The organism is Janthinobacterium sp. ROICE36 (assembly GCF_002869965.1).
Lineage (GTDB): Bacteria > Pseudomonadota > Gammaproteobacteria > Burkholderiales > Burkholderiaceae_D > Janthinobacterium.
Window position 1 is genome coordinate 66,063 of the sequence record NZ_PEBS01000022.1, and the last position, 12,814, is coordinate 78,876.

The 12,814-nt window shown below is 62.3% G+C and carries 18 protein-coding genes; 5 read left to right on the top strand and 13 right to left on the bottom strand.

The genetic code is table 11. The features are described from left to right. Positions 1-10: 10 nt before the first annotated feature. The 3 genes from CSZ94_RS11635 to CSZ94_RS11645 all read right to left on the bottom strand — a co-directional run bounded on the left by CSZ94_RS11635 (position 11) and on the right by CSZ94_RS11645 (position 2,575). On the bottom strand, positions 11-658 hold the full coding sequence (locus CSZ94_RS11635; protein ID WP_102121649.1) for a response regulator: 648 nt from the start codon (positions 656-658) through the stop codon (positions 11-13). Between the two features lie 38 nt (positions 659-696). Next, entirely contained in the window at positions 697-1,929 is a 1,233-nt protein-coding gene (locus tag CSZ94_RS11640) for a GAF domain-containing sensor histidine kinase (protein ID WP_102121650.1), read from the bottom strand. Between the two features lie 64 nt (positions 1,930-1,993). After that, on the bottom strand, positions 1,994-2,575 hold the full coding sequence (locus CSZ94_RS11645) for a DJ-1/PfpI family protein (protein ID WP_102121651.1): 582 nt from the start codon (positions 2,573-2,575) through the stop codon (positions 1,994-1,996). A 195-nt stretch (positions 2,576-2,770) separates the two neighbouring features. Between CSZ94_RS11645 and CSZ94_RS11650 the strand changes: the two genes are divergently transcribed. Both CSZ94_RS11650 and CSZ94_RS11655 read left to right on the top strand, forming a co-directional pair. Further along, positions 2,771-3,085 (top strand): hypothetical protein, encoded by a 315-nt coding sequence (locus tag CSZ94_RS11650; protein WP_102121652.1) that lies wholly within the window; start codon positions 2,771-2,773, stop codon positions 3,083-3,085. A gap of 111 nt (positions 3,086-3,196) precedes the next feature. Further along, positions 3,197-3,496 carry an antibiotic biosynthesis monooxygenase family protein gene (locus CSZ94_RS11655; protein ID WP_102121653.1) on the top strand — a complete coding sequence of 100 codons (300 nt, stop codon included), beginning with the start codon at positions 3,197-3,199 and terminating at the stop codon, positions 3,494-3,496. Here CSZ94_RS11655 and pncB read toward each other — a convergent pair. The 3 genes from pncB to CSZ94_RS11670 all read right to left on the bottom strand — a co-directional run bounded on the left by pncB (position 3,493) and on the right by CSZ94_RS11670 (position 6,018). Next, on the bottom strand, positions 3,493-4,695 hold the full coding sequence (pncB, locus tag CSZ94_RS11660) for a nicotinate phosphoribosyltransferase (RefSeq protein WP_102121654.1): 1,203 nt from the start codon (positions 4,693-4,695) through the stop codon (positions 3,493-3,495). The two genes, CSZ94_RS11655 and pncB, sit on opposite strands and share 4 nt — an antisense overlap. A 77-nt stretch (positions 4,696-4,772) precedes the next feature. Further along, entirely contained in the window at positions 4,773-5,648 is an 876-nt protein-coding gene (locus tag CSZ94_RS11665; protein WP_102121655.1) for a cysteine hydrolase, read from the bottom strand. A gap of 115 nt (positions 5,649-5,763) precedes the next feature. Continuing rightward, on the bottom strand, positions 5,764-6,018 hold the full coding sequence (locus CSZ94_RS11670) for a hypothetical protein (protein ID WP_102121656.1): 255 nt from the start codon (positions 6,016-6,018) through the stop codon (positions 5,764-5,766). A gap of 136 nt (positions 6,019-6,154) precedes the next feature. Between CSZ94_RS11670 and CSZ94_RS11675 the strand changes: the two genes are divergently transcribed. Beyond that, positions 6,155-6,454: a hypothetical protein gene (locus CSZ94_RS11675; protein ID WP_102121657.1), complete on the top strand. Its 300-nt coding sequence runs from the start codon at positions 6,155-6,157 to the stop codon at positions 6,452-6,454. 16 nt (positions 6,455-6,470) lie between these two features. Here CSZ94_RS11675 and CSZ94_RS11680 read toward each other — a convergent pair whose 3' ends face one another. Next, entirely contained in the window at positions 6,471-7,016 is a 546-nt protein-coding gene (locus CSZ94_RS11680) for a nuclear transport factor 2 family protein (RefSeq protein WP_102121658.1), read from the bottom strand. A 101-nt stretch (positions 7,017-7,117) separates the two neighbouring features. Further along, positions 7,118-7,249, bottom strand: coding sequence for an NAD(P)H-dependent oxidoreductase (locus CSZ94_RS11685; protein ID WP_146009788.1), 132 nt, complete (start codon positions 7,247-7,249; stop codon positions 7,118-7,120). Positions 7,250-7,383: 134 nt separating this feature from the next. Between CSZ94_RS11685 and CSZ94_RS11690 the strand changes: the two genes are divergently transcribed. Both CSZ94_RS11690 and CSZ94_RS11695 read left to right on the top strand, forming a co-directional pair. Beyond that, positions 7,384-8,298: a LysR family transcriptional regulator gene (locus tag CSZ94_RS11690; protein ID WP_102121659.1), complete on the top strand. Its 915-nt coding sequence runs from the start codon at positions 7,384-7,386 to the stop codon at positions 8,296-8,298. 50 nt (positions 8,299-8,348) lie between these two features. After that, positions 8,349-8,576: a hypothetical protein gene (locus CSZ94_RS11695; RefSeq protein ID WP_102121660.1), complete on the top strand. Its 228-nt coding sequence runs from the start codon at positions 8,349-8,351 to the stop codon at positions 8,574-8,576. Between the two features lie 3 nt (positions 8,577-8,579). Here CSZ94_RS11695 and CSZ94_RS11700 read toward each other — a convergent pair whose 3' ends face one another. The 5 genes from CSZ94_RS11700 to CSZ94_RS11720 all read right to left on the bottom strand — a co-directional run bounded on the left by CSZ94_RS11700 (position 8,580) and on the right by CSZ94_RS11720 (position 12,244). Continuing rightward, the gene (locus tag CSZ94_RS11700) at positions 8,580-8,891 is read right to left on the bottom strand and encodes a MerR family transcriptional regulator (protein WP_102121661.1); all 312 of its coding nucleotides are present in this window, start codon (positions 8,889-8,891) and stop codon (positions 8,580-8,582) included. Positions 8,892-8,894: 3 nt separating this feature from the next. Continuing rightward, positions 8,895-9,815: a DnaJ C-terminal domain-containing protein gene (locus CSZ94_RS11705; RefSeq protein WP_102121662.1), complete on the bottom strand. Its 921-nt coding sequence runs from the start codon at positions 9,813-9,815 to the stop codon at positions 8,895-8,897. A gap of 115 nt (positions 9,816-9,930) precedes the next feature. Beyond that, complete coding sequence (locus tag CSZ94_RS11710) at positions 9,931-10,602, bottom strand: beta/gamma crystallin-related protein (RefSeq protein ID WP_102121663.1); 672 nt, start codon at positions 10,600-10,602, stop codon at positions 9,931-9,933. A gap of 159 nt (positions 10,603-10,761) precedes the next feature. Then, positions 10,762-11,733 (bottom strand): beta/gamma crystallin-related protein, encoded by a 972-nt coding sequence (locus CSZ94_RS11715; protein WP_180977437.1) that lies wholly within the window; start codon positions 11,731-11,733, stop codon positions 10,762-10,764. A 157-nt stretch (positions 11,734-11,890) separates the two neighbouring features. Continuing rightward, positions 11,891-12,244, bottom strand: coding sequence for a beta/gamma crystallin-related protein (locus CSZ94_RS11720; protein ID WP_102121665.1), 354 nt, complete (start codon positions 12,242-12,244; stop codon positions 11,891-11,893). Between the last annotated feature and the right edge of the window lie 570 nt (positions 12,245-12,814).

Below are 12,814 nucleotides of genomic sequence, written 5' to 3' on the forward strand. Positions count from 1 at the left end.
TTTTTGATATTTATTTACCCAGTTCGCGCTCGACCGCATAGACGGCGATCTGCACGCGGCTGCTGAGCTTAAGCTTTTTGAGGATGTTTTGCACGTGGATTTTCACCGTGCTTTCGGCCACGTCCAGCTGGCGCGCGATTTCCTTGTTGCTCTGGCCGCGCGCCAGGCAAGCCATGGCTTCGCGCTCGCGCGGCGTCAATTTGTCGTAGTCGGCCTGGGGCGCGTTCTGTCCCGCGCGGAACTGCGACACCAGCTTGGCCGTCATGGCGTCGGCGATCACCGATTCGCCGGCGGCGGCGCGGCAAATGGCCTGGCCCAGCTGCTCGGCTTCTATGTTTTTCAGCAAGTAGCCGCGCGCGCCCGCGCGCAGTGCCGCGCCCAGGTCGGCCGCGTTTTCGGACACGGTCAGCATCAGCACCACCATCTGCGGCATAGCCTGCAAGATCAGCTGCAGCGCTTCCACCCCCGTCACGCCAGGCATGTTCAAATCCATCAGCACCACGTCGGGCCGCAGCTCGGCCGTCAGGCGCACGCCGTCGAGCCCGTTCGCTGCCTCGCCCACCACCTGGAAGAGAGGATTGCGCTGCAGCAGCAGCTTGATGCCGCTGCGCAGCAAGGTGTGGTCGTCGACCAGCAGGATTTTGATTGGAGCGTTCACGTATTTGTATCTTCTGACTGGTAGGAATGAATCGTCTGTTACGCCGCCTGGCGCCGGGCTGCCGGCAAGGCCAGCGAGATCGTCGTGCCGCCGCCTGGCGTGCTGTCGATGGAAAATTGCGCACCCAGCCGCTCGGCTCTTTCTTGCATGATACGCAAGCCGATCTGCAATTCCGTTTTCTTGTCGCGCAGGTTGGCGGCGAAGCCTTCGCCATCGTCGCGCACCTGCAGCGCAAAATCGCGCCCGTTTTCCACGCGCAGGGCCACGTTGCTCGCTTGCGCGTGCTTGCGGATATTCGACAGCGCTTCCTGCACGATGAACAGGATCTGCAACTGCTGCTCCGGCGCCAGCGGCGCGCCATTGCCGCTCATGTCCAGGGTGCCGACAACGCCCGTCTGCAGTTCGAACTTGGCCAGCACTTCGCTGAGCTTGCTTTCCAGGTCGCTGCCATGCCAGCGCGTGCGGAAATTGACCAGCAATTCGCGCACATCCTGGTAGCTTTGTTCGACGCCCATGCGCATCAGCGGCAGCACTTCGGCCGCTTCGTCGAGCTGGCCCCGGCGCACGGAATCGTCGAGCATCTGTACTTGCAGGCTGATGAAATTCAAGCTTTGCGCGATGCTGTCATGCAAGCCTTCGGCCAGCAGGCTGCGTTCGCGCGCGACGGCAAATTCCTTCTCGCGCGCGATCAGGCGCTGGTTCTCGATGGCGATGCCCAGGCTCTGGCCCAGCGTTTCCAACCAGCCCTGCTGCTGCGCATGCACGGCTTGCGGGCCCGCAAAGTGCAGCGAAAAACTGCCCACTACCTGCTCGCGCGCGAGGATGGGAAAGACGGCGATGGCAATAAAACCTTCGTCCTGGCAGCGGAAGCGCTGCAGCGCTTCGACCTGGCGGAAATCGCGGATCTGGATCACGCCTTGCGCCACGGCAGCGCCGCACAGGCAATCGTTGTTGCGGATGCAATGTTCCTCTTCCACCATGGCGTCCGAAATACCCTCATGCACGATGATGTGCACGGTATCGTGCTGCGGATCGAGGATGCGCACGGTGCCGCCATCGGCTTGCGCGAACTGCATCACATGGTGCAAGAAGCCACGGCATAGCGCATCAATGGCGTGCTGGCCTGCCAGCAAGGTGGAAATCTCATGCAGGGTGGCCAGCTGGCGTTCCTGCGCGGCGCTCAGGCCGGATTCGGCTTGCGCCAGGCGGCGCTGGCGCCAGCGCGACGCTGGAAGTTGTTTGCGGGAAGGTTGACTGCGCGGCGCATGCATGAAGAACTCGAATCTGAAAAGTGGTGCGCCCGGCAAGCGCTGTGGCTTGCCGGGCTGGTGAAGGTTACAAACGGATCTCGGTGCCCAGCAGCTTGACGAACTGCGCCAGCCAGGCCGGATGCGCAGGCCAGGCGGGCGCCGTGACGAACTGGCCATCCGTGACGGCGTCCGTGACGGCGATGTCGGCATACGTGCCGCCCGCCAATTTCACTTCCGGCGCGCAGGCGGGATAGGCGGAAATGCGCTTGCCGCGGATGACATCGGCGGCGGCCAGCAATTGCGCGCCGTGGCAGACGGCGGCGACAGGCTTGCCCGCCTCGGCAAAATGGCGCACGGCGGCGATGACTTTCTCATTCAGGCGCAGGTATTCGGGCGCGCGGCCGCCGGCGATCATCACGGCGTCATAGTCGGCCGGATCGATCTCGTCGAAGCTGGCGTTCAGGGTAAACAAATGACCCGGCTTTTCCGTGTAGGTCTGGTCGCCCTCGAAATCGTGGATGGCCGTCTTGATCGTCGCGCCGCTTTTCTTGCCGGGACACACGGCATGCACGGTATGGCCGAGCATCAGCAGGGCCTGAAACGGCACCATCGTTTCATAATCTTCTGCAAAATCGCCGGTCAAAAACAGAATTTTCTTCGCTGCCATTTAGTTCTCCTATGAAAGATTGACCCCGCATCCCTGCCTGCAAGACGCACCGCAAGGCGTATCTTAGCGCGACTTGGCGGCCATACTGGATATTTATCAAACTTTTGCGTCTTGATCGAGGATTTTACAGGCTAAGGCAGAATTTTTTACGGGCTTGCAGATCAAACTCGGATACCCCTACTGGAAAGCCTGGCCATGCACACCTCCACCAGCCCCTTTGTTTCGCCTGCCCTGATCCATATCTTCGACCAGCTTGCCGATGCGCAGCAGGCCCGTAGCGCCCTGCTGGAGCAGGGTTTCCCCGCGCACGCCGTGCAGCTCGACACGGTCGACGACGAGGCCGTCACCATGCAGGGCAAGGCGGCGTGGCGCGGCATGTTCCGCCTTGTCGTCGCCGTGCACCAGGCCGGGGACAGCGAACGGGCCGCCGCCATCGTGCAGGCACATGGCGGCAGCGACATCGAACAGCGCACGGCCAGCCACGCGGGCCGCAAGCGATGGCAATGGTGATGGCAAGGCGGATGGCAGAGAACAAGCGGCCGCGCACTGAGCGCGGCCCTCCCCCCGCGCGGCCAAATTATGGCAAGATCAAGCTTCCTTCATTCCACAGTGGAACTTGCCATGATTTTTGAAATTGCCCATATCCAGATCAAATCGGCCACGCATGACGCCTTCGAGGCGGCCGTCGCCAAAGCCGTGCCCCTGTTCCAGCGCGCGCGCGGCTGCCAGTCCATGCGCCTGGAGCGCTCGATCGAAAATGGCGATGCCTACCGCCTGGTGGTGGGCTGGACGACGCTGGAAGACCATACCGTGCATTTCCGCGGCAGCGATGACTTCCAGGCCTGGCGCGGCCTGGTCGGTGAGTTCTTCGCCACCCCGCCCCAGGTCGAGCACATGAACACGGTGGTCACGGGTTTCTAGAGCGGCGCTTGGACGGCGGGATGGTGAAACACCTGCCGTAAATATGCGAGGAAGGTTTCATCCTTGCACAGGGTCTTGCCCGGCGAATCTGACAATTTCGCCACCGACTGGCCATTGCAGCGCACCAGTTTCATGACAATGTTGAGCGGCGTCAAACCCACATCGTTGGTCAGATTGGTGCCGATGCCGAAACCCGTCATGATGCGGTCGGCGAAGTGCTGGTACAGGGCGAAGGCCTTGTCCAGATCCAGGCCGTCGGAAAACACGAGGCGCTTGGTATTGGCGTCGATGCGCAGGGCCGCGTAGTGAGCCAGCGCCTTTTCGCCCCACTCGACAGGGTCGCCCGAATCGTGGCGCAAGCCGTCGAACAGCTTGGCGAAATACAGGTCGAAGTCGGCCAGGAAAGCATCCATGCCGACCACGTCCGTCAGGGCGATGCCCAGGTCGCCCCGGTATTCCTGCACCCAGTCTTCCAGTGCCGCCTTTTGAAAGTCGCGCAGGCGCACGCCGAAGGACTGGAATGACTGCATGTATTCATGCGCCATGGTGCCGATGGGCACAATGCCCAGCTTTTTCGCCAGGTAAACATTCGACGTGCCCTTGAAATACTCGGGCACTTCATGCGCCAGGCGCTGCACCACCTCGTCGTGCCAGGCGCCGGAAAAACGCCGCCGCACGCCGAAATCTGAAAATTCAAACGGGTGCTTGCGCTGCGGCAACTTGCCGAATTCCTTGACGGCCGCCACTTTCAAGCCCAGGCGGTGGCGCCCTTCGCGCATGGCCGCGTCCAGGTCGAAACGGCGGAAATACAGTTCGTTGATGATGTACAGCACGAAAATCTCGAAACCCATCACGTGCACCTGCGGCCCCGCCGCGTGCACCAACAGGGTGTCGCCATCCGTGCTGACCTCGATGAATTTGCGCTGGAAGCGGAACACCGTCAAAAAGTCGACGAAATCGCTCTTCATGAAGCGCAGGGTGCGCAAATAGGCCAGCTCGTCGTCGGCAAATGACATCGAACACAGGTGGTCGAGCTGTTCTTCCAGCGCGACCTTCAGTTCGGCCAGGGGAAAGGCGGTGGCGTTGCGGCAGACAAATTCGTATTCGGTATGAGTATTCGGATGACCGTGCAGCAATGCTTGCCACATTGTAAATTTATACAGATCGGTTTCCAGCAAACTGCGCACTATCGGGGTCATATGTGTTTTCTCCAACTTCCTGAAGCCAGAATAGTACGCCACCGCAAGCATTTCAGCAGGGCACGCTCGACAGTGGCTCAGGCAGCCGCATTGGCCAGCGCGTTAGCCAGCAATTCGGGCAAGACCTCGGCGGACGTCGCCAGCCGCGCGCCGCGCGCATGCATGGCGGCCAGGAAGTCGCGCTGCTGCGCTGCAAAACCCGTGACGGGACTCATGCAGTCCGTCAGCAGCACCAGCCGCGCCAGCGCCTGTGGGCCCTGCTGCGCCTGCAGGTAGTCGGCGATGTGCTCCGTGCTGGCTTTCACGCAGTGGCTGCCCGCTTCGCCGGCGACATAAATCTGCTGCGCCGGCAGCAGGGTGGCAAGGAAATCCAGGTTGCACTGGGTGGCCGCATCCTGCGCGTCGGGCACTTCTGCCATGACGGCCGAGTAATGCTCGGTCCACGGGTTGGAACCCTTGCTCAGCTTGGCCACCACTTGCAGCTTGTCCACTTCCCAGCCGTTATAGGCGGCGCGCACGGCCGCGTGGATATTCTGGCCCCAGCTGCCGATCTCGCAATGCACGGGCCACACCATCAATTGATAACGCCCCGCTTGCTGCAAGGCATCCAGATAGGCCAGCACACGCGGCAAGGCGCCGCTGGCGGCGGGCAGGAACAGGCGGTCGCGTACCTGCTGCGCGCTGATCTGCGTAAACGGCGCGGCGGGAGCCCCATCGCCCGTGCGCCAGAAGGCGGGGTGGGCGATGTCATAGCGGTGGTGGGCATCGAGCGTCACGCTGATCTGCGTCAAACCGCTGCCCCCTTCACGGATTAGCTGCGCCACGCGCAGCATGTCGGCGTGCGCGCCGGGCACGGCCAGGGCAGGTGCCGCAGCTGGCGGCAGCCAGGTGACGGGCAAGTCGCAAAAATCGTTTTGCGGGTCGATGACGAGCAGGTGCAACTGGCGTTTCATGGCGGTCCTCGTGCGTGGCGGGTAGTGCATGATAATGGCAACATCGCCATCACGCCAATCCAGCGGTCGCCATGCACCTTGCAAATCGCAATAACTTGCGTCTGAACAAGCCAGGTCAGGGGTGGAAGACATAACGGCGCCGGCGCCGCTCGACCAGCTTGACGGCCACCTCGCCCGCTTCCGCCATGGCGTCCGCTTCCGTTGTAAACTGCTGGTCGGCCGACACCCGGCGCTTGTGCAGCAGATTCACCCGGTGCATGGGGTTGGACGAGGGGGCATAGATGGCGACGTACGCGCCCCATAGCTTGCAGCCGTGCAAGCGCTCTGCCGTGTAATTCACCTCATAAAAATCAACATACTTTATCGGCACGATGTGCGCTCCAAAAATGACATGGCCGGACAGCTTGTCTCTACGGACTGACACGGTGAGGGCAAAACCATGCGCTCGCGATTGTTCAGGATACTCAATTCAGCTCTCTTTTTATCACGCGGCACAGGAGAAAAAGATGAATGACTACATCATCTTCATGCATGACGACACGGAAATACCGATGGACGTCGCCACGTCCGCCTGGCAAGACTACTTCGCCATGCTCAGGGCCAGTGGCCGCTTCTGCGGTGGCAGCTCCATCGGGCCCGGCATCTGCGTGCACCGCTCTGGCCAGGCCGGACCGGTCACGCCGCACTTGTCAGGCTATCTACGTGTGCAAGCCGAAAGTATAGACGATGCGAAAAAATTATTGCTGGGCAACCCTGTACTGAACGCAGGTGGCACGGTGGAAATCCGCGAGCTGCCACGCGACTGAAGCGGCATGGCTGGGCCTATTTTCCTGCCTCGGCGGCGGCATGCATGGACCAGACGACGCTGAGGATTTTCCATTCGCCGTCGCGCTTGACCATCTGCCACGCTTCCACGCCATAGTTGGACAATGTGTCGCCGACGAGGAATTCGTAGTCGAAGTTGACCCACGCCACATGGCGGTCCTGGGTAATCTTGACGTTGTAGAATTTTTCTTCCGTGCGCTGTGGTTCGCGCTGGATGAAGTTGGCGAAACCGATATAGCCGGCCACCGCGACGCCGTCGAAATGGACGTCCGTCGTGTCGCGCATTTTCTGGATGAAACCGTCGTCGGCCGGCGAAGCGAACAGTATGTTTGTGTGCAACATCAGCGACGACAGCAGCTTGACATCCTTGGCGATCAGGGCCGCCTGGAAGTGGGCGACGACTTTTTCAATGGCGCCGATATCGTCGGGTGTGGAGGCGTGCCGCCCCACGTGGGGTGGCGCCACTGGCGCAGTTTGCGCTTGCGCAATGCCTGCCGCCAGCAGGGAACATCCGAACAGTACTGCGCTTGCCAACTTGTGCATGGAGGACTTTCATGGCGAACCGCTCGCCGGGCTGACACGGGGGTGCCGCCGGCAAGCTTATGTCAATCATGGCAGATTGGCAATCCCCGTGGAGACCTGGTTCAGGCGGCCAGGTCGCGCTCGACGACGCTGGCCCCTTGCGTCGCCAGTTTCGCGACGAATTCGCCGGACAATTGGCGCGACAGGGAACCGCTGTTGCGCACGCTGCTATTGATGTACAAGACCTTGCTCATGAATTGCTCCTGTGGAAATCGGTGACGGGATGGGCCACGTCGCAGCCCTTGCACACAACATAGTTCGGGTCTACCATCGATGAAACCGTGTAAATATCAATGATTAGCATCGAATTTCTAGATATGGATTTGCCATGAGAGAACCGGGCCAGCCTTCGCTCGACCAGTTGCGCGTGTTCGTCGCCGTCATCGACGCGGGCGGCTTCGCCCATGCGGCGCGCCAGTTGCACCGCACGCAGTCGGTGATCAGCTACACCATCGCCAACCTGGAAGAACAACTGAATGTGGTGCTGCTCGACCGCAGCAAGCGCAAGCCCACCCTGACGGACGCGGGCAAGGCCCTGCTGGCCGATGCGCGCGCCGTGGCCCTGAAGGTCGATGGCATGCGCGCGCGCGCCAAGGCGCTGGCCGGCGGGCTGGAAGCGGAGGTATCGGTGGTGGTCGACGTGATGTTTCCCACCTGCGTGCTGGTGCGCGTTCTGGAGGCATTCCAGGCGCAGTTCCCCACCGTCGCCCTGCGCCTGCGCATCGAAGCCATGGGCGCCGTGGCGCAACTGGTGATGGATGGCAGCTGCCACATCGGCCTCGGTGGCTGGATGACGGCCACGGCCGGCGTCTTCGAGCGCCTGGCCGTGGGCCACGTGCGCCTGATTCCCGTGGCCGCGCCCAGCCACGCGCTGGCCCAGCAGGCAGGGCCGATTGCCTCCGGCGTGGTGCGCGAACACGTGCAGCTGGTGCTCAGCGACCGCAGCGACCTGACGCAGGGCCAGGATTTCGGCGTGCTGGGACTGCGCAACTGGCGCCTGGGCGACCTCGGTTCCAAGCACGCGCTGCTGCGCGCGGGACTTGGCTGGGGCAACATGCCAGAGGCGATGGTGCGTGAGGATTTGGCGGCAGGAAGGCTGGTGCACCTGCCGCTGGCCGTCGACAAGGGCGAGAATTATCCGATTTACCTGATCCAGCGCGCCGACACGCCGCCCGGCCAGGCGGGCAAGTGGCTCACCGAGCGCTTTGCGGAGCAGTTGCCGCTGCTGGAACAGGTCTTCTAGAAGCGCGCGCGGGCAGGTATCATGCGCGCATACATTGATAAGGAACCACCATGGCCGGCATCGACGACTTCGTCAACAAACAAAAACCTGGCGCGCGCTTCGTCATCACGGCGCAGATGCTGCGCATGACGCCGCAGCAGTTCGACTCGCTGGCGCAGGAATGGATGGAAGACGGCGGCCCCGGTTTCGACTTGGCCGGCATCCCGCACCGGGTGGTCGTCGACGGGCAGTTTTACATAGCCAGGCTCACCGTGACACGCCACGGCGAGCAGACATAAGGATTACTCGACGCCCAGCACGTGCAGACGCCGGCGCAGGCGCGCCACTTCTTCCGATAAATCGACCACCAGCGCGGCCAGTTCGGCATTCGCGTCGAACACGGATTCGATTTCGTGCAGGCGGCGCGCGCGCACCAGGTCCAGGCTGGTGAAGCGCCAGGCCGTCAATTGCCCCGCTGGCGGGCCATTTTGCAGCAGCACGCCCGTCTGCACATGCTGCACCACCCAGTCCGGCTCCACGGCGCAGGCGCGCGCCAGCTCCTCCAGGCTCAGGGCACGATCTTCGAGCAGTTCGCCAATTATCTTGTTTGTCATGATTTACCCTCCCAGCTTCTGGCGCGGATTGAAAGCCATCTCGCGCGCCATGGTTGCATACAGTTCGCGCGCCTTGTCGTCGTTCGCCGGCGGCAGCACCACTTCCAGCAGCAGATACAGGTCGCCCGGCTGGGCGGCGGGAATGCCGCGCCCCTTCAGGCGCAGCTTGCGCCCCGTCTGCGAATTGGGCGGCACGCTGACGGACACCGTGCCCGATGGCGTGGGAACGTCGATTTCGCCGCCCAGCGCCGCCTCCCACGGCGTGACAGGCACAGTCTCGAACACGTCGCGCCCTTCCAGCTTGTAACGCGCATCGGGTCGGAAGCGGATCTCCAGGTACAAATCACCGGCGGACGCGCCGCCGCTGCCCGGGTTCCCCTGCCCCTTCATGCGCAGCTGCTGGCCCTCCGTGACGCCTTTCGGTATCGTCACTTCCAGGGTGCGCTCGCGCGTCACCACATGGCCTTGCGCGTCCGCTTCGGGCACGCGCATGACGATGTGGCGCTTGGCGCCCTGGTAGCTGTCGTGCAAATCGATGGTGATGGCGGCGTGGCTGTCCTCGCCCTGCATCTGGAAACTGCCGCCGGCGCGGCGGCGCCCTCCCACGTGGGCAAACAGGTCGGCAAAGAAGTCGCTGTCGTCGGCGCCCGACGATTCGTAGCCCGAACCCCAGTCCGGCGGCGGCCGGAATGGCTGGCCTTGGGCGCCCTGGTTACGCCCCAGTTCATCGTAGGCGGCGCGCTTTTCCGTATCGCCCAGCACGCCGTAGGCCTCATTCAGGGCCTTGGTGCGCTTGTCGGCGTCCGGCTCCTTGCTCACGTCGGGGTGGTATTTGCGTACCAGCTTGCGGTACGCCTTCTTGATCTCGGCCTCGGTCGCCGTCTTCTCGACGCCAAGCTCCTTGTAGTAGTCCTTGTATTCCACCGCGCTTGCTCCCCATGGTTGAACTGCCTATGGGAAGGGTACACGAATTGGCAGCGACATAGCGTGCGCACAATACAACACCGCCTGCGGGCGATGGCAGTGCAGTGAAAACTGCCTAGCGCAGGCGGCGCAGCGAGGAAATGCGGCGCTCGAGGCCACCGTGCAGGCGGCCGTAGCTGCCTGGCCCCATCACCACGCAGCGGCCACGGAAGTTGGCATCGACGCAAAACTCCCAGCGACCGTAGTTGACGACGATCGACTCGGCGCGGTCATTGAAGCCATAGCGGCTCAAATCGCGCACTTCGCGGTCCAGGCGCACGGGCCGGCCGCGCATGCCGGCGTCAGGAAACATCAGCACGGCGCCATTCATGTCGGGACGATGTCCGCCGCCATGGCCCGGATAACCGGGATGAGGACGCTCCGGTTCCGGACGCGGCGGATAGGGACGGTGAGCGCCGCCGCCATGGCCCGGGCGGCCCACTTCGCGCACGGAGGAAACGGCGTCATTCATGCCCGGCATGCTGCCGTAGCGGCCAGGTCCAAAGGTACGGCAGTTGCCCCGGTAATTGGCATCCTTGCACACTTCCCAGGTGCCAGAGCGCACGATGATGCTGGAGGTCTTGTCGTTAAAGCCCATGCGCGACAAATCGCCCGTGTCGGAACGCAGGGTGACCGGGCGGCCGCGGAAACCGGCGTCCTCGAACAGGGTGATTTCGCCCGCCGATGCGGCAAGAGGGGCGAGGAAGGTGGCGGCGCACAGCAGCGCGGGCCGGAAAGATCGAACCATGACAACTCCAATACTGAGACATTTTCGCCAGTGTAGTCCAGGCGGCAGGCGGCGAGTGTAACAAAGGGCAAGCAAATGTCAGCGCACGGCAGCGAATGTAAAAACCGCCAGGCGGGATGAACCCGGCAGGCGGCCTGTCAGCATGTCTGCCGCAGAAAATCAGCGCACGCGGCGCAGCGAGGAAATCTGGTTTTCCATGCCATTCAAGCGACCGTATTCGCCCGGTCCGATCACTTCGCAGCGGCCATGGAAGTTCGAGTCGCTGCACACTTCCCACTGGCCCTCGTTGACGACGATGGACGAGGCGCGATCATTGAAGTTGTAGCGCACCAGGTCTTCCGCATTGCGGTTCAGCGCCAGCGGTTCGCCGCGCATGCCCGCTTCGGGGAACAGCACGACGGCGCCGCGTTGCTGGTACTGCGGCTGCTGGTACTGCGGCTGTTCGTACTGCGGCCGTTCGTATTGCTGCTGGCGCCGCGCTTCGCGCTCGTCGACCATGCGCGCCGACGAGACGCGCCCATCGAGGCCGCGTCCCAGGTCGTCCTGGCGGCCGGGGCCGAAGATGCGGCACACGCCGTTATAGTTCGAGTCGCTGCACAGCTGCCAGTAGCCGCTGTGGATGACGATGCTGGTGGTGCGGTCGTTGAAACCGATGCTGACGAAATCGTCCGTATCGCGGTTCAGCCGCGCCGAGCCGCCATTCTGGCCCGCGCCCGAATACACTTCCAGGCTGCCGCCACGGCCATAGCCGCCATTGCCACGGTCTGGATCGCGTCCCGGGCGTCCCGGATTGTAGCCATCGCCGCGCCCCGTTTCGCGCACTGAACTGATGGCGTCGTTCATGCCCGGCAGCGAGCTGTACTCCCCCGGTCCCAGGGTCTTGCATCTGCCGCGGAAGCCGGCATCGGTACACACATCCCAGGTGCCCGAACGCACCAGGATGCTCGACGCCTTGTCATTGAATCCTAAGCGCGACAGGTCGTCCGTCGTCTCGCGCAGGTTCACTGCGCGGCCACGGAAATCAACGTCTTCGAACAGGGTGATATCGCCCGCATGGGCGCCCGCATGGGCCCCCAGCGAAAGCAGCAAGGTCGCCGCGCATGCCAGCGCGTGTTTGAAAGGGCGCGTCATGATTAACTCCATTCTTCATTCTTTGGTGATGATTTTCCTGGCTGTTGCGCCAGGATGCTAGTGTAACAAATACAAGGCTGCGGGCAAAACTTGATCGCACGCTCAATCCAGGCGGCGCAGCGAGGAAATACGCTTGTCGAGCGCAGTATCCAGGACTTCATGCTTGCCCGGCCCCATGCGCTCGCAGCTGCCGTTGAACTGCGAGTTCGCGCACGGACCAAATTTTATCGTTCATGCCCGGCATCGAGCGGTAGTCGCCCCTTTCCAGGGTCTTGCAATCGCCCTTGAAATCGGCATGCGTGCACACTTCCCAGCTGCCCGAATCGACCTGGATGCTCGAGACGGTGTCACTGGAATTGACGCGCGACACGTCATCCGTCGTATCGCGCAAGAGCACCACCCGTCCCTTGAAATGATCATCGGTGTACAGGCGGATCTCGCCTGCCTGCGCCCCAAGATGGACCCACAGCGAACTGGCGCACAGCAGAGCAAAGGCGAACGGGCGATTCATGGGGCGGTCTCCGGTGGCGGCAAAGGCGAGTGATCGACATTGCAATTGTTATCAGTGTAGCCATCCGTAGAAAAAACGGTGTAACAAAGTACGGGAAATACACAAGAAATTGTTACCGAAAGCAATAACAGCTTGTTGCGGGAGCCGCTTATTGCCATTTGGCGTACTCGCTGGCCAGCGTCAGCGCACTTCGCGCACCGAAGAGATGCGCTTGCTCAGGCGTTCGAGGCTCGCGTATTCACCGGGTTCCAAGGTCAGGAGAATGCGGTGTGCCTATTTGCTCATCTTGCCAGAGCGCGCGCAGCCTATCCGCGACTGGCCCACTTAGCAGGGTGTTGAAAAAGGACCCCAGTCCTTCGGATTTTGTCGCCAGACATGCGAATTTTTCGGGCTGGAAGCCGCATTTTTCCTAAAAAGCAGTTTTCAGCCACTTTTCAGGCCGTTTTTTGACATTTTTTAGCGCTTTCCGTACTCTATGGACGGAGTTATCCAACCACCGCCGATAAACGCCAGCCAAAGATCGTCGCCATGCGCGTCAGGTTGTAAGCGGCGAAAGTGAACGTGGTTTGT

Excerpts from the sequence above, each read along its gene's own strand:
- CSZ94_RS11650 (WP_102121652.1), top strand. The coding sequence starts at position 2,771 with ATGCACACCTCCACCAGCCCCTTTGTTTCGCCTGCCCTGATCCATATC.
- CSZ94_RS11715 (WP_180977437.1), bottom strand. The coding sequence starts at position 11,733 with ATGACGCGCCCTTTCAAACACGCGCTGGCATGCGCGGCGACCTTGCTG.
- CSZ94_RS11665 (WP_102121655.1), bottom strand. The coding sequence starts at position 5,648 with ATGAAACGCCAGTTGCACCTGCTCGTCATCGACCCGCAAAACGATTTT.
- CSZ94_RS11640 (WP_102121650.1), bottom strand. The coding sequence starts at position 1,929 with ATGCATGCGCCGCGCAGTCAACCTTCCCGCAAACAACTTCCAGCGTCG.
- CSZ94_RS11685 (WP_146009788.1), bottom strand. The coding sequence starts at position 7,249 with ATGAGCAAGGTCTTGTACATCAATAGCAGCGTGCGCAACAGCGGTTCC.
- CSZ94_RS11645 (WP_102121651.1), bottom strand. The coding sequence starts at position 2,575 with ATGGCAGCGAAGAAAATTCTGTTTTTGACCGGCGATTTTGCAGAAGAT.
- CSZ94_RS11695 (WP_102121660.1), top strand. The coding sequence starts at position 8,349 with ATGGCCGGCATCGACGACTTCGTCAACAAACAAAAACCTGGCGCGCGC.
- CSZ94_RS11690 (WP_102121659.1), top strand. The coding sequence starts at position 7,384 with ATGAGAGAACCGGGCCAGCCTTCGCTCGACCAGTTGCGCGTGTTCGTC.
- CSZ94_RS11720 (WP_102121665.1), bottom strand. The coding sequence starts at position 12,244 with ATGAATCGCCCGTTCGCCTTTGCTCTGCTGTGCGCCAGTTCGCTGTGG.
- CSZ94_RS11710 (WP_102121663.1), bottom strand. The coding sequence starts at position 10,602 with ATGGTTCGATCTTTCCGGCCCGCGCTGCTGTGCGCCGCCACCTTCCTC.
- CSZ94_RS11675 (WP_102121657.1), top strand. The coding sequence starts at position 6,155 with ATGAATGACTACATCATCTTCATGCATGACGACACGGAAATACCGATG.
- CSZ94_RS11700 (WP_102121661.1), bottom strand. The coding sequence starts at position 8,891 with ATGACAAACAAGATAATTGGCGAACTGCTCGAAGATCGTGCCCTGAGC.
- CSZ94_RS11680 (WP_102121658.1), bottom strand. The coding sequence starts at position 7,016 with ATGCACAAGTTGGCAAGCGCAGTACTGTTCGGATGTTCCCTGCTGGCG.
- pncB (WP_102121654.1), bottom strand. The coding sequence starts at position 4,695 with ATGACCCCGATAGTGCGCAGTTTGCTGGAAACCGATCTGTATAAATTT.
- CSZ94_RS11655 (WP_102121653.1), top strand. The coding sequence starts at position 3,197 with ATGATTTTTGAAATTGCCCATATCCAGATCAAATCGGCCACGCATGAC.